Source organism: Streptomyces sp. NPDC101490 (assembly GCF_044767145.1).
Taxonomy (GTDB): Bacteria; Actinomycetota; Actinomycetes; order Streptomycetales; family Streptomycetaceae; genus Streptomyces.
The window spans coordinates 25,333-39,518 of sequence record NZ_JBIWNI010000028.1 but is presented as its reverse complement, the minus strand read 5'-3'; the positions used below and the strand labels follow the sequence as shown (position 1 = coordinate 39,518).

General features: G+C 72.7%; 12 protein-coding genes. 3 read left to right on the top strand and 9 right to left on the bottom strand.

The genetic code is table 11. From position 1 onward, the window contains the following. Position 1 precedes the first annotated feature (1 nt). From ACIRQY_RS31905 to ACIRQY_RS31865, 9 genes are read right to left on the bottom strand one after another with little or no spacing between them, the layout of a single operon-like run. On the bottom strand, positions 2 to 646 hold the full coding sequence (locus ACIRQY_RS31905) for an HAD family hydrolase (protein WP_403931421.1): 645 nt from the start codon (positions 644 to 646) through the stop codon (positions 2 to 4). Continuing rightward, on the bottom strand, positions 646 to 1,536 hold the full coding sequence (gene rfbD / locus ACIRQY_RS31900; RefSeq protein WP_403931420.1) for a dTDP-4-dehydrorhamnose reductase: 891 nt from the start codon (positions 1,534 to 1,536) through the stop codon (positions 646 to 648). The genes ACIRQY_RS31905 and rfbD overlap by 1 nt, the downstream gene beginning before the upstream one ends. Beyond that, positions 1,536 to 2,210 (bottom strand): RraA family protein, encoded by a 675-nt coding sequence (locus tag ACIRQY_RS31895; RefSeq protein WP_351792506.1) that lies wholly within the window; start codon positions 2,208 to 2,210, stop codon positions 1,536 to 1,538. Before ACIRQY_RS31895 ends, rfbD begins: the two co-directional genes overlap by 1 nt. Continuing rightward, the gene (locus ACIRQY_RS31890; RefSeq protein ID WP_403931418.1) at positions 2,186 to 4,153 is read right to left on the bottom strand and encodes a transketolase C-terminal domain-containing protein; all 1,968 of its coding nucleotides are present in this window, start codon (positions 4,151 to 4,153) and stop codon (positions 2,186 to 2,188) included. Before ACIRQY_RS31890 ends, ACIRQY_RS31895 begins: the two co-directional genes overlap by 25 nt. Before the next feature lie 26 nt (positions 4,154 to 4,179). Then, complete coding sequence (locus ACIRQY_RS31885) at positions 4,180 to 4,989, bottom strand: SDR family oxidoreductase (protein ID WP_351792502.1); 810 nt, start codon at positions 4,987 to 4,989, stop codon at positions 4,180 to 4,182. Continuing rightward, positions 4,973 to 6,040, bottom strand: a complete 1,068-nt coding sequence (locus ACIRQY_RS31880) for an N-acetylneuraminate synthase family protein (RefSeq protein WP_351792498.1) — start codon at positions 6,038 to 6,040, stop codon at positions 4,973 to 4,975. The genes ACIRQY_RS31885 and ACIRQY_RS31880 overlap by 17 nt, the downstream gene beginning before the upstream one ends. A 5-nt stretch (positions 6,041 to 6,045) precedes the next feature. Next, positions 6,046 to 7,371 (bottom strand): PLP-dependent aminotransferase family protein, encoded by a 1,326-nt coding sequence (locus tag ACIRQY_RS31875; RefSeq protein WP_403931416.1) that lies wholly within the window; start codon positions 7,369 to 7,371, stop codon positions 6,046 to 6,048. Beyond that, on the bottom strand, positions 7,368 to 8,477 hold the full coding sequence (locus tag ACIRQY_RS31870; RefSeq protein WP_403931414.1) for an alpha-hydroxy acid oxidase: 1,110 nt from the start codon (positions 8,475 to 8,477) through the stop codon (positions 7,368 to 7,370). Before ACIRQY_RS31870 ends, ACIRQY_RS31875 begins: the two co-directional genes overlap by 4 nt. Further along, entirely contained in the window at positions 8,474 to 9,475 is a 1,002-nt protein-coding gene (locus ACIRQY_RS31865; protein WP_403931412.1) for a VOC family protein, read from the bottom strand. Before ACIRQY_RS31865 ends, ACIRQY_RS31870 begins: the two co-directional genes overlap by 4 nt. Positions 9,476 to 9,731: 256 nt before the next feature. Between ACIRQY_RS31865 and ACIRQY_RS31860 the strand changes: the two genes are divergently transcribed. Genes ACIRQY_RS31860 through ACIRQY_RS31850 form a run of 3 tightly spaced genes read left to right on the top strand, consistent with a single transcriptional unit; the run spans position 9,732 to position 13,906 of the window. After that, positions 9,732 to 12,386 carry an AMP-binding protein gene (locus ACIRQY_RS31860; RefSeq protein WP_403931411.1) on the top strand — a complete coding sequence of 885 codons (2,655 nt, stop codon included), beginning with the start codon at positions 9,732 to 9,734 and terminating at the stop codon, positions 12,384 to 12,386. Between the two features lie 6 nt (positions 12,387 to 12,392). After that, positions 12,393 to 13,604 (top strand): cytochrome P450, encoded by a 1,212-nt coding sequence (locus tag ACIRQY_RS31855; RefSeq protein ID WP_403931409.1) that lies wholly within the window; start codon positions 12,393 to 12,395, stop codon positions 13,602 to 13,604. A 20-nt stretch (positions 13,605 to 13,624) separates the two neighbouring features. Next, entirely contained in the window at positions 13,625 to 13,906 is a 282-nt protein-coding gene (locus ACIRQY_RS31850) for a phosphopantetheine-binding protein (protein WP_403931407.1), read from the top strand. Positions 13,907 to 14,186: the final 280 nt, after the last annotated feature.

Here is a 14,186-nt window from a genome sequence, read left to right as displayed (position 1 = left end):
GTCACACCTCGTCGCGCTGATAGCGCCGCAGGTCCAGGTCGCCCAGGCTGGGCAGCACCGCGTCGGCGTCGGCCAGGCCGGGGGCCCCGGAGGGTTCCCAGGGGACCGCCACGCAGCGTAGACCGGCGGCGCGGGCGGCGGTGACCCCGCTCGGGGAGTCCTCGACGGCCAGGGCGTCGTCGGCCGCCACCCCGGCGCGTGCCAGCGCCAGCAGGTACAGGTCCGGTCGTGGTTTGTGGCGGTCGGTGTCGTCGCCGGTCACCAGGAAGGCGAAGTGGTGCCGCAGTCCGAGCCGTCGCAGGTGGCCCTCCACCCAGGCGGCCGGGCTGCTGGACACGATCGCGGCCGTCCGCGCGGTGCGCAGCAGCCGCTCCACGCCGGGCCGGGCCGGTGCGGCCCCGCACCGGGCGGCCCGCCGTTCCCGCTGCCAGTCCCACTCGTCGTCGGCGACCGGGCGGCCGAGCCGGGCGGCCAGGTCGGCCAGGGCGAGGTGCGCCCCGGCCGAGTTGCCGAGCATCCCGGCGCGGGTCCCGGCGTCGAAGGGGACGCCGAGCTGGTCGTAGAGGTCCTGCCAGGCGAGCAGGGCGGCCCGTTCGGTGTCGCAGACCACCCCGTCGAAGTCCAGCAGCAGGAACGGCTGGGGCATCAGCGGCTCACCGGTCCCCGGTCGCCCGCGGTGAGCAGGGCGCAGTACCGGGCGAGGGCGTCGCTCCAGTGGGGCATCGCGTGGACGAAGGCGGCCGCGCGGGTGCTGTCGAGGCGGGAGTCGCGCGGCCGGCCGCCGACGAATCCCGCCTCCGCCATGGACATGGGTACCGGGTGGGCGGTGCCGAGGCGTTCGGCGAGGGCGAGGCCCACCTGGTACCAGCTCGCCCGGCCCCGGTTGGCGATGTGCAGCAGGCCGCGGACGGCCAGGGCGCCGGGGAGCAGCCTGACCAGTGCGGACGCCAGGTCGGGGAGGTAGGTCGGGCTGCTGAACTGGTCGTCGATCAGTCGCGGCCGTCCGCCGTCGAGGAACTCCCGGGCGGCGGCGAGCACCTGGTCCAGGCGTGGGTCGGTGCCGCCGTACAGCCAGGACGTGCGGACCACGAGGTGGTCCGGCACGGCTTCGGCGATCCGTTCCCCGGCGAGTTTGCTCAGTCCATAGACGCTGACCGGGGAGGGGATGTCGTCCTCGTTGTATCCGGCGGGTCCGGGGGTCCGGCCGTCGAAGACGTAGTCGCTGGAGATGTAGATCAGTCGGCTGCCGTGCCGTCGGCAGGCCTCCGCGACGTGGTGGGTGCCGCCGACGTTGACGCGCAGGGCCGGGGCCGGGTCCCGCTCGCAGGAGTCGACGACCGCGTTGGCGGCGGTGTGCACGACCACGTCGGGCCGGAAGGCGTCGATCGAGTCGCGGACGGCCGTCGCGTCGCCGATGTCGAAGTCGGCGAGGGACACTCCGAGGACGGGCCAGTCGGCGGTCTCCGGGCGCGCCGCGAGTTCGTGGCGGAGCGCGGTGCCGAGCATCCCGTCGGCGCCGGTGAGGTAGACGCGCATCACAGGTGTCCGAACTCGGCGATCAGTTCGGCGACCGACAGGCCGGAGCTGATCTTCTCGCGGATGACCCGTTCGCGGTCGATGTTCATCCGGGTGCGGGCGAGTACGGTCTCGGCCTCGTCCTTCGGTACGACGGCGATGCCGTTCTCGTCGGCGACGAGGATGTCCCCGGGGTTGATGACCTGGCCGTCGATCACCACCGGGACGTTGACCTGGACGGGCTCGGTGCGGTCGTGCACGGCGGTCGGGGAGGGCCTGGGGACGGTGCTGCGGTACCAGACGGGGAAGTCGAGGTCGCGGATCTCGTCGACGTCGCGGACGGCGCCGTCGACGATTCCGGCGGCGATGCCGATCTGCCGGGAGAGGGTGGACATCAGGCCGCCCCACATGGCGGTGCGGGTGGTGCCGTGGCAGGCGACCACGATCACGTCGCCCGGCTGTGCCTGCCTGAGCACGGGCATGCAGTCGACGAGGTCGTCGATGGAGAGGTTGACGGTGAGCGCCGGTCCGGCGATCTTGTGGTGGTGTTTGACCGGGAGCAGTCCGCCGATGGCGCCGACCCGGCGCCGGGCGTCGGTGACCAGGCAGCTCGGGCTGTACTCGGCGAGGACCGCGCGGAAGCCGTCGACGGTCTCCTGGGGCGGGCGGTTCAGTTCGTTGCGGACAGTTTCCACGTGGTGTCTCCGTCGGGTCGGGGGGTGCGGGTGGGGGTGCGGTCCAGGACGTCCGCGCCGATGAGGTCCGCGAGGTGGGCCGCGTCCAGGCCGTGCGCGGCGAGGACTTCCGCGTCGGTGCCGCAGCGCGGTACTTCGGTGAGGCCGAGGCCGCGGAAGGCGATGCCGTCCCCGGTGCCCGTCTCCATGAGGTGCCGGGCGATCAGGTCGGCCTGGCCGCCGCTGTCGTACTGGTGCTCGACGACGAACAGGTGCCGGACGCCGGTGAGCAGTCCGGCCAGCCACTCCGGGTCGATCCGGTTGTGCCAGGGCAGGTCCACCACGGTCAGCGCGACGCCCCGGGCGGCGAGCAGGTCGGCGGTGGCGAGGAGTTGTCCGAGGACCACCGGTCCGGCGCCGAGGGCGACCGCCCGGCCGCCGTCCCGCAGGACCTGTCCCCTGCCGGTCTCCAGGGGGGCCGGGGGCAGTGCGGCGAGTGCGGCGGGGACCGGCTGGCTGGACAGGCGCAGATAGACGCTGTCCGGGGTGGACCGGCAGTGGTCCAGGGCGGCGGCCAGCTGGGCGGGGTGGGACGGTTCCAGGATGGTCAGGCCGGGGACGGCGCAGAGCGCCGACACGTCGCGGACCGCCTGGTGGGAGTGGCCGGGTCCGGCGGGCAGCAGTCCGGCGAGCGAACCGACGTAGACCACCGGCCGCCGCTCGGTGGCGTTGTTGTAGATGTGCTCGTTGGGCCGTGCGTGCAGGAAGCAGGAGAACGAGTGCGCGAAGGGGCGCATTCCGCCCGCGGCGAGTCCGCCGGCCATGGAGACCATGTCCTGTTCGGCGATGCCGCATTCGACGAACCGGTCCGGGTGGGCCTCGCGGAACGGGATGAGGCCGGTGTCGAGGATCAGGTCGCCGTCGAGCGCGACGATCCGGGGGTCCTCGCGGGCCGCCTCGGTGAGCAGCCTCCCGTACACCTCGGGCAGCCGTACACCAGACGGTTTCACCGGCAGGTCCACGGTCCGCACGACCGGCCGGAGCGGGGGCAGGCCGCGCCCGCGCAGTATCCCGTCGGCGGTGCCGGTGAGTTCCCGGTACGCGCGCTCGCGGTCCTCGGGGCCCGGGGCGCCGCTGTGGTGGCGGTAGCGCCATTCGCCGGGTGCCATCGAGGTGGCGGCGAAGGTGGGGCAGCCGCCGCCCTTGACGGTGTCCGCGATGATCACCACGGGCCGGTCGGGGTGGTCGGCGGCGCGCTGGGCGAACGCCTTCTCCAGCTGGCCGGGGTCGTGCCCGTCGCACCGGAGCACGCCCCAGCCCGCGGCGGTGAACTTGCCGGTCAGGTCGCCGAGGTCGCTGACGTCGGTGACGAAGGTGTCGGACTGGAGGCGGTTGTGGTCGACGACCACGGTCAGCTCGCCCATCCCGTACCGGGCGGCGCTGGGCAGTGCCTCCCAGTTCTGGCCCTCCTGGAGCTCGCCGTCGCCGGTCATCACCACCACCCGGGAGACCCGGCCGGACAGCCGGTGGGCGAGGACCAGGCCCTTCGCCTTGGAGATGCCCATGCCGAGGGAGCCGGTGTTGAAGGGCATTCCGGGGGTGCCGACGTCGGGGTGTCCCGGCAGTCCGTCGATCCGCCGCAGCCGGTGCAGGAGGTCCTCGTCGAGGAGTCCGAGCCCGATCATCGCCGCGTACAGTCCGGGCGCGTCGTGGCCCTTCGACGAGAAGTACACGTCTCCGTCGGCTTCGAACGGCCGGTCGAGTTCTTCGAGGACCAGCCAGCTCACCACGTCGGCGGCGCTGAAGCTGGAGCCGATGTGGCCCGAACCGGCCCGCGCGATCATGTAGAGGGTGTTGATCCGGCACATCGCCGCGAAGGCGCGGGCCCTGTCGTGCGGATCGGCTACGTCGGCCAGGACGCGCTCGAACTCGGCGCGCGGTATCCAGGCCAGGGAGCTGTCCATGGCTTCTCCTCGTGGAGGGGTCGGTGTCACCAACAGCCGAACCCGCCGTCCACGGCGAGTTCGGTACCGGTGACGTAGCTGCTCAGGCCGGAGGCGAGGAACAGCAGCGGGCCGGTCAGGTCCTCGGCGCGGGCCATCCGCCGCAGCGGCACCCGGGCGTCGAACTTCTCCCGGAACACCGGGTCCTGCGCGCCCAGCACCCCACCGGGTGACAGGGTGTTCACCCGGACCCCGGCCGGGCCCCACAGGGCGGCGAGGTAGCGGGTGAGCGCGGCGACGCCCGCCTTGGACATGCCGTACGCGGGCGGTTTCAGGAACGGCGGGTCCACCGGCAGGTGCTCGTACATCCGGGGGTCGGGCGCGAGACGGCCGTACATCGAGCCGATGTTGACGACGGAGCCGCCGCCGTTCCGGGCCATCCGGGCCCCGAACACCTGGCACATCCGCAGTGTCCCGAGGGCGTTGACGTCGAGGACGCCGCCGGACACCTCGTCCGGGATGTCCTCGAACAGCCAGCCGCCGCCCCGGGCCGACGGCGGGCTGTCGACACCGGCGTTGTTGACGAGGACGGTCGGCTCCCCCGCCCGTTCGAGGCAGTCGTCGAGCGCCCGGCGCAGACCGCCGGTGTCGGTGACGTCCGCGACCAGGTTCAGGAACCGCTCCGGGTCGTGGGCGTCCACCACCGCCCGCAGCTCCGGCCCGACGGTGTCCCGTACGTCCAGGCCCACCACCCGGGCACCGGCGCCGAGGAGGGCGTCCACCCACACGGGTCCGAGCCGTCCGCACACACCGGTCACCACGGCGACCGATCCGGTCAGGTCAGTCGCGGCCGGCATCGCCGTCCACCAGGTCGTCCAGGGTGATGTCGGCGTCGGCCGTCAGGGGCCTGCCGAGGCGTCGGCCCACGACGTCGGCGAGCCGGTCGGGGGTCAGCCCGTCGCCCGGCGACTTGATCGCCACGTCCTCCAGGGTGAGGCGGTGTCCGGCGGGCAGGTCCCGGTGGGTGACGAGCTTCTTGCCCATCTTGCCCATCGCGGGACGTTCGCGCTCCAGCACCCGCTTGTCCGGGCCGCCCAGCGAGCGGCGCACCCGGCGCAGCCCGTCGACCAGTTCGGCCATGTCGGCCTGTTCCAGCGAGAACTTGTGGTCGCTGCCGGGCCGGGTGCGGTCGAGGGTGACGTGCTTCTCGACCACCCGGGCGCCCAGCGCGTACGCGGTCCAGGCGGCCCACGGGCCGAGGTCGTGCCCGGAGAAGCCGATCACCGTGTCGGGGAACTCGGCCCGGTAGGTGCCGACCACGGCCAGGTTCAGCTCCTCCGGCTCGGCCGGGTAGGTGGCCGTGCACTGGAGCAGCGCGAGGTCCGGATTGATCGGCAGGACGGTGCCGCAGGCGCGCCGCACCGACTCCATGTCGGCGCCGCCGGTGCTCACGATCAGCGGTTTTCCCGCCTTCGCCGCGTAGGCGAGCAGCGGGGTGTTCCTGATGTCACCGGACGCGATCTTGATCGCGGGGACGCCCAGTTCGGCCAGGAAGTCCACGCTGGCGAAGTCGAAGGCGGTCGCGAAGAAGTCCACGCCCAGTTCGGCGGAGAGCTGCTGGAGGTGGGTGTACTCGCTGGTGCCGAACTCCAGGAACTCGCGGTGCGCCCCGTACGTCGGGCCGAAGCTGTTGCGTCCGGTGTAGGGGGAGTCGTACATCTCCCTGGTGTAGAGCGAGCGGTTGTCCCGCTTCTGCAGTTTGACCGCGCTGGCTCCGGCCGCGGCCGCCTGGCGCACCAGCTCCTCGGCCTTGTCCAGGTCGCCCTCGTGGTTGTGGCCGATCTCCGCGATCACATAGGCGTCGGTGTCGTCCGACACGATCCGCTCGTTTACGGTCAGCGCTCTCATGGTTCTCAGGTCCTCTCCAGAAGGTCGGTCACCAGCGCGGCGAACCGGTCCAGACCGAGGTCGATCTCCTCCGGCGGAAGCGAGCTGCAGGACAGTCGCAGCTGCCGCAGTCCGCCGCCCGCCGCGTAGAAGTGGTGCATCGGCGTCCAGATGACCTTATGCCGCTCGGCCGAGTAGGCGAGCAGGTCGTCATCGGCGACGAACGGGACCGTGACGACCAGGAAGAATCCGCCGTCCGGTCGGTTCCAGGCGACCGGCGACGGCGCCGGGAACCGTGCGGCCAGCCCGTCGAGCAGATGACGCAGCCGCTGCCCGTACCGCGCGGTGGCGTCCCGGTTGGCGTCGCGCAGCGCGAAGTCGCTCTCCAGCAGTTTTCCGCCGATGACCGCCTGGGCGATCGGCGGGGTGTTGACCGTGATCATGCTCTTGATCTTCGAGAGCTCGTCGGCGAGGGTGCCGACGGTCTCGCCGTCCCGCAGGACCGGCTGGTCGGCCACCACGAACCCGATGCGGGCACCGGGCAGCACGGTCTTGGCGTACGAACCGAGGTAGACGACCCGGCGGCCCTCGTCCAGCGACTTGAGCGTCGGTTTCGGGGAGGCACCGCCGCCGAAGAAGCCGTACGGGTTGTCCTCGATGACGAGGATGTCCAGCTCGGCTGCCAGGTCGAGGAGCCTGCGCCGGGTCGGCACGTCGAGACTGAGCCCGGTCGGATTGGCGAAGTCGGGCACCAGGTAGCAGGCCCGGGGGCGCAGACCGGCCTCCCGCGCGCCCCGCACCTTGGCCGCGAGGTCGTCCAGGTCGATGCCGCCGGTGCCGCTGTCGACCGGCACGACCGGCAGGTCGACCAGGCGGGCCGCGCCGGTGACGCCCACATAGGACGGTTCGGTGGCCAGGAGCACATCACGCTCGTCGGCGCGCAGCGCGCGCAGCACCAGGAGCATGGCCTCCTGGCAGCCGACGGTCACCAGGATCGACTCGGGGTCGGCGCGGATGCCCTCGTCGGTGGCGAGGTTGCGGGCCACCAGGTCCTGGATGACGCCCTTCGTCCTGCCGTACTGGTAGAGCCGGTCGCGGGCGGTCCCCGCTCCCCCGGCGCCGCCGCCGACGTGCTCGGTCCAGGTGCGCAGGTACCGGTGGACGTCCTCGACCGTGAACCCGCCGGGGTCCGGCCGTCCGGGCGCGAAGGAGACCGCGTCCGGGTACCGCTCGGACACCTCGTTCAGCAGGTTCATCGACAGCAGCGCCGGATCGGACAGCGAGCCGTGCAGGTCCGCCAGGTCGAGCGCCGTCACCGGCCGTGCCGTCGAGGCGTGGGACGCCTCGGTCATGAGTCCTCCCGTTCAGGGGTTGCGGACGCCCACCGGACGCCGAGGCGTCCGGCCGCGGCCACGTGCGGGGCTCCGGCCAGGGCCATCGCCACTTCGATCTCGGTGCGCAGCAGTTCCAGCGCTCCGGTCACACCGGCCTCGCCCGCGGAGGCCAGGCCCCACAGGACCGGCCGCCCGAGGAGCACCCCGGAGGCGCCGAGGGCCAGCGCGCGCAGCACGTCGGTGCCGCTGCGCACGCCGCTGTCGAGCAGCACCTCGCAGGCGTCGCCGACCTCGGCCCGGATCGCGGGCAGGGCCAGGAGGCTGGGCACGGCGCCGTCCAGCTGCCGGCCGCCGTGGTTGGACACCACCAGGCCGTCCGCGCCGAGGTCCACCGCGCGCCGGGCGTCCGCGGGGTCGAGGACCCCCTTGAGGACCAGCGGCAGCCGGGTCCTGCGCCGCAGCTCCTCCAGGTCGGACCAGGACAGGGTGGGGTCGATCACGGCGGCGGCGTGACCGCCGACGCTCTGTCCCGCGCCGCGCTGCGCGTCGGGCAGGTTCACCGGGGCGGCGTGTGCCGGTACGGCGAAGCCGTTGCGCAGATCGCGCAGCCGCCGTCCCATGAACGGCACGTCCACGGTGAGGATCAGGGCGCGGGCCCCGAGCCGCTCGGCCTCGTCGATCAGCCACTCGGTGCGGGCCCGGTCGCGCAGCCAGTACAGCTGGAGGAACAGGGCGCCGTCGGCGGCGGCCAGTTCGTCCAGCGGACGGCTGGCCAGGGTCGCCGCCGTGAAGGGGATCCCGGCCGCCGCCGCCGCGCGGGACACCGCGGGTTCGCCGTCGGGGTGGACCACCGAGTGGAACGCCATCGGCGCCACCGCGACGGGCATCGACGCCGGGACGCCGAGGAGGGTCGTCGTGGTGTCGGCGGTCGCCGCTCCGGACAGGACGCGGGGGACGAGGTGGCACCGGTCGAACGCGGCCCGGTTGGCGTTCAGCGTCGACTCGTCACCGCTTCCGCCGGCCACGAAGTCGTACACCTCGGGCGCCAGCACGGCGCGGGCACGGTCCTCGACGTCGGCGAGGGTGAGCGGCTCGGCCGCCAGGACGCCCGGGCCGCCCGTCACTCCGCGTCCTGTCGTTCGACCGCCTCGTACAGCTTGCGGATGTTGTTGCTGCCGAACGTGGTCGCGCCCCGGCGTTCGATGATCTCCATGAAGTGGGTGCGGCGCGGGTGCTCGGACCGGGTGAAGATCTGGAACAGCTCGCCGTCGTGGTCCCGGTCGGCGAGCACATGGTGCGCGCGCAGTTCCGCCACCGGGTAGCCGGACGAACCGAGCCGCTCCTCCAGGTCCTCGTAGTACGCCTCGGGAGTGGTCAGGAACCGTACGCCGGCGGCGCCGAGTTCGGCGACCGCGGCCACGATGCCCGGCACCGCGAAGGCCAGGTGCTGCACTCCGCCGCCGCCGTGCCTCTTCAGGAAGTCGTCGATCTGGCCGGGGACGGCTCCGCTCATGGGCTGGAGCAGCGTCAGCGTCACTCCGGTGTCCGGGCTCTGCACCACCTTGGACTGCATGGCCTGTGCGCCGACGTGGATGTCCTCCTCGAACACCACCCGCCAGCCCAGCTCCCGGCGGTAGAACTCGACGGTCGGTTCCAGTTCGCCGGTCTCCAGGCAGACCGCGATGTGGTCGACGCGGAGCAGGTGTCCCCCGGTCGGGGCCGGCTCCCCGCCGCGCACCGGGTCGATGCCGGGCAGCGACCAGGGTTCGCCGGGGGACCGGGTGACGAAGGTGTGCGTCACGTCGCCGAAGGCTTCGAGCGCCGCCCTGCGGTCCGGCTCCGCCACCCGCAGGGCGATGTCGCTCACGCCGTCGCCGTGCCGGGCCGTGAACAGGGTGGCCGGATGGTCGTCGGCGCGGCCTTCGAGCAGCAGCAGGACGATGTCCCGCTGTCCCACCGCCACGGCGGTGAACTCCGGGGTCTCCCCGGTGGCGATCACCTGAAATCCGTAGCGCTCGACGAACTCGGCCGCACGGGCACGGGCGTCACCGACGGAGAGGGTGATGTGGTCGATCCCGGCGTCGACGGCGTGCTGATCTCTGGTCTGGGGTGTGGACGACATGAATTCCCCCAAGGCTCGATAATCGGTTTTCAACGGCGGGAACACGAATTGTCAGATCCCGGTACCGCGACGGAAAAACGCTACGGACGGGCCCGGAAGAATGTCAACGCATTCCGCCCCCAGCCGCCGAACAGTGCGGAACACCCCGTCCCCCGCTTGGGTACCGGGGTGTCCGCTATGGGGTTCATAGGGGTTGCGCACGCGATCGTGACAGGTGAGTATGCGTGCGATCGAAGCTGCGGACAAGGAGCGGTACGTGCTGATTCATCAGGCACTCGACAAGCGCGCGGCAGAATACGGCGACCATATTGCGCTGATTGACGACAACGGTCCCGTCACCTATTCCCGACTTGTTTCAACGGCCGATTCGTATGCCGCCGCACTGGTCGCGGCAGGAGTGGGGCCCGGCTGCCTGGTGCCGGTGCGCATCGCCCGCTCGGCCCGTATGGCGACCCTGCTGCTGGCCGTCCTGAAGACGGGCGCGGCGTACTGCCCCATCGACGTGAAGTGGCCGGACGAGCGGGTGCGGGAACTGCTGCGCCTGCTGCGGGCACCGCTGTTCGTCACGGACGTCCCGCTCGCCGGCGCCCCGTGCTGGACACCACCGGCCGAACCCGTCCCCGGGACCCCTCCGGTCCACGCGGACCTCGGGCCGGACGACCCCGCCTGTGTCTTCTTCACCTCCGGCAGCACGGGCACCCCCAAGGGGGTGGTGACTCCGCACCGGGCGGTCCTGCGGCTCTTCGACAGCGGCCCGCTGGCCGCCTTCTCCCCCGGGCGGGTGCTGCCCCAGCTCGCCCCGGTCGGGTGGGACGCCTGCGGCCTCGAACTGTGGGGCATGCTGTCCCGGGGCGGCACCGTGGTACTGCCGGACGAGGAGCATCTGCTGCCGGACACCCTGCGCGAGCTGGTCGCCCGGCACGGCGTGAACACCCTCGTCCTGGTCGCGTCCGTGGTCAACCTGCTGGTGCGGCTGGACCCCGACTGCTTCCACGGGATCGACCTGATGTTCATCGGCGGTGAACGGCTGTCGCCCGAGCCGGTCCGCGCACTCCTTGCGGGGCATCCGGACACGACCGTCCACAACTGCTACGGCCCGGTGGAGAGCTTCGCCTTCGCCACCACGCACCGCATCCGACCCGAGGACTGCGACCTGCCGCACGGCGTGCCCATCGGGCGCCCGGTGCCCGGCACCGACGTCCATCTGATCGACGGCGAACTGTGCGTCGCGGGCGCGGGCCTCGCCCAGGGCTATCTCCACGACCCGGAACGGACCGCCGAGCGGTTCGTCACGGTCGACGTGGAGGGCGTGCCGACCAGGGTCTACCGCACCGGTGACCGCGCGGAGCGCGACGCCGAGGGCGTCCTGCACTTCCTGGGCCGCGCGGACCGGCAGGTGAAGATCCGCGGCTACCGGGTGGAACTGGGCGAGGTGGAGAGCCGCGCCGGGGACCGCGCCGGAGTCCGCGACTGCGTGGCGGTGGCCCTGACCGGCCGGAGCGGCGCGTACGAGCGGCTGGCACTGGCCTTCACCGGCGGCGCGGACCCGGACCGGGTGCGCGCGGAGCTGCGCGGCCTGCTCCCCGGCCATCTGGTGCCCGATCTGGTGCGCCGCCTCGACGAACTCCCCCACAACGCCAACGGCAAGGTCGACCACCGTGCCGTTTCAGAACTGCTGCGCGTCCCGACCCCAGGAAAGGGGCTGACGATGACCACGTACACCGAGACCACCAAGAACGCCGGGATCACCGCCGCCGAGACCTCCGCCGCCGATGCCGTCACCGCCGACGCGGGTGCCGTCGAGGCCTCCGTCGTGGAAGCCTCCGTGGTGGAGGCTTCCGTCGTCGAGACCTCCGTCGTGGAGACCTCCGTCATGGAGACCGGAGCCGACGGCGTCCGCGCGGTGGAAGCCACCGACAGGATCGTGCGGGACTACCTCACGCTCGTCGACGACAGCATGGTCGCGGTACTGCCGCACGCCCTGCGCATCGCCGTCGAACTCGGCGTCGCCGATGTGATGGAGCCGACGGCCCCGCAGCCGGTGGAGACCACGGCTGCCCTGATCGACGCCGATCCCGACGCCCTGGGACGGCTGCTGTCCGCCCTCACCACGGCCGGGTTCTTCTCCGGTACCCCCACCACCGGCTTCCGGCTGACCCCGCTCGGCGCCCGGCTGCGCCGGGACGCCCCGGACAGCCTCTCGGCGTCGCTGGTGAACGCCGAGAGCCAATTCGCCTGGCTGCGCGCCACGGACACCTTCCGTACCGGGACGGCATCCTTCGACGGCGGGGACGGCGGCGACGGCGGCTTCTTCGGGGTCAAGAACACCCGGCGCGGCGCCAACCTCGCGTTCCTGCGCCGGATGCGGGAACGGACCGGTCGTCTGTACCGGCAGGCGGCCGGGGCCGTCGACTGGACGGGCTCCGAGGTCATCCTGGACATCGGCGGCGCCGACGGCTTCCTCCTCGGCGAGATCCTGTCGGTGGCCCCGCACGCGGGCGGCATCCTGTTCGACCGCCCCACGGTGATCGACGAGGTGAACCTGGGCGGCGGCGTCCCCGGCTGCCGCGCGGTGCCCGGCGACTTCTTCGTCTCGGTGCCCACCGGCGCCGACACCCATCTGCTGTGCAGCGTCCTGCACGACTGGACCGACGAGCAGGCCGTGGAGATCCTGCGGTCGAGCCGTCGCTCGCTGGCGTCCGGCGGCCGGCTCCTCGTCATCGAGATGCTGGTGCCGGAGGACGGCACCCAGCACGTCAGCCACTGGAGCGACCTCGGCATGATGGTCCTCACCGGGGGCCGGGAACGCGACCGGGCCGGGTTCACCCGCATCCTGGAGGCCGCCGGTTTCCGCACCCACCGGGTCCTGCCGATCCCGGAGTCGCCGTTCTCCGTGATCGAGGCCCGCTGATCCGCGATGGACATCGACCTGCTCGCACCGGAGGTCTTCGCCGGGTACCGGTTCCTCGACCAGCTCGCGGCCCTGCGCGACCGCCCGGGACTGACCCGGCATCCCGAGCCGGACGGTCCCGGCTTCTGGGTCGCCGCCCGCTACGACGACGTCGAGACCGTACTGGGTGATCCGGCCACCTTCAGCTCCCGTTCCGGCATCAGGCTCGGCGGCTCGGACGGGGCGGCCGACCTGGTCGCCGACCGGATGATGGTGGTCAGCGACCCGCCCCGGCACGGCCGGATCCGCCGCGTGGTGGGAGCGCCGTTCACCCCGGCGGCGCTGCGCCGCTGGCACGACCGGATCGTCGCCGGGGTCACCGACCTGGTGGACGAGGTGGTCGGCATCGGTGACGGCCCGACGGGCGACCGGGCGGACGGAGCCGCCGGGCCCCTGGTCCGGGACGCCGTCGGCGACCTGGCCCAGCGGCTGCCCAACCAGGTCATCTGCGCCATGATGAACCTGCCCCGCGAGGACTGGCCGCTGATCGGCAGACTCACCACCGACGGCCTGGACTCCCCCGACCCGATCGACCGGCTGGACGCCAACGCCGAGATCTTCGGCTACTTCGCCGACCTGCTCGACCGGCGGCGCGCCCGCCCCGGCGACGACCTCCTCAGCGCGCTGCTCGCGGCCGGCGGCGACCTCACCGACGAGGAGCTGATCCTCAACTGCAGCGGTGTGCTCACCGGAGCCAGCGAGACCGTCCGGTACGCGGCGGCCGGAGCGCTCCTCGTCTTCTGCGAACGGCCCGAGCTGTGGACGGCGCTGCGCGTGTCACCGGAACTGCTGCCCACCGCCGTGGAGGAGATCCTGCGCTGGACCAGCCCGGGACTGCACGCGCTGCGCACGGTGACCCGCCCGGTGACCGTCGCCGGGACCGAACTGCTCCCCGGCGACCGGGTGACGGCCTGGATCTGCTCGGCCAACCGCGACCCGGCCGTCTTCGCCGACCCGGACACCTTCCGGCCGGACCGGACGCCCAACCGGCACCTGGCCTTCGGCTGGGGCCCGCACGTCTGCGTGGGGTCCCGGGTCGCCAGGCTGGAGCTGACCGCGCTGCTGACCGCGCTGGTCCGCCGCGTCCGCACGGTGGCCCCGGCGGGCACCCCGGTGTGGAGCACCGCCAACTTCATCCATGGACTGACCAGTCTGCCGGTGCGGCTGAGCCCGGCGTGAGCCCGTCAAGGAGCTGATCGATGGACACCACCGAAATAGCCGAGATCTGGCAGGAGGTCCTGGGCGTCCCGGTCGCGGACGACGACGACTTCTTCGCCCTGGGCGGTCAGTCACTGGCGGCCATGGAGGTGGTGGCCGCGGTGCGCCGACGCCTCGGCATCACGGTCCGGGTGCGGGTCCTGCTGGAACACCCCGTGCTCGCGGACTTCGCCGAGCGGCTCGCCCGCTCCGGGGAAGCGTCCCCGGTGCGGTCACGGGAGGTGCCCCCGGTGCGGTCCGGGGAGGACCCTCGGCCGACCTGAGGCGCCGGTCCACGGGAAACGGGACGGCGGGTGCGGATCTCTCCGCACCCGCCGTCCCGTGCGGGCGGCTCCCGCCGTCGTGGGGGCGGGGTGCGGGGACGGGGGTGCGCCCCCGCCGCCGTGCCGTACGCGTCGCATCCGGCTGATCTCCAACGGGCCCGTACCCGACCACCGCCCCTGTCCCGTACGCGCGGATTCCGGGGTGCCCGCCCCCGTCCCGTACAGGTAGATGTCCGGGTTGCCCGCCCCCGTCCCGTACGGGCAGATGTCCGGGGTCCCC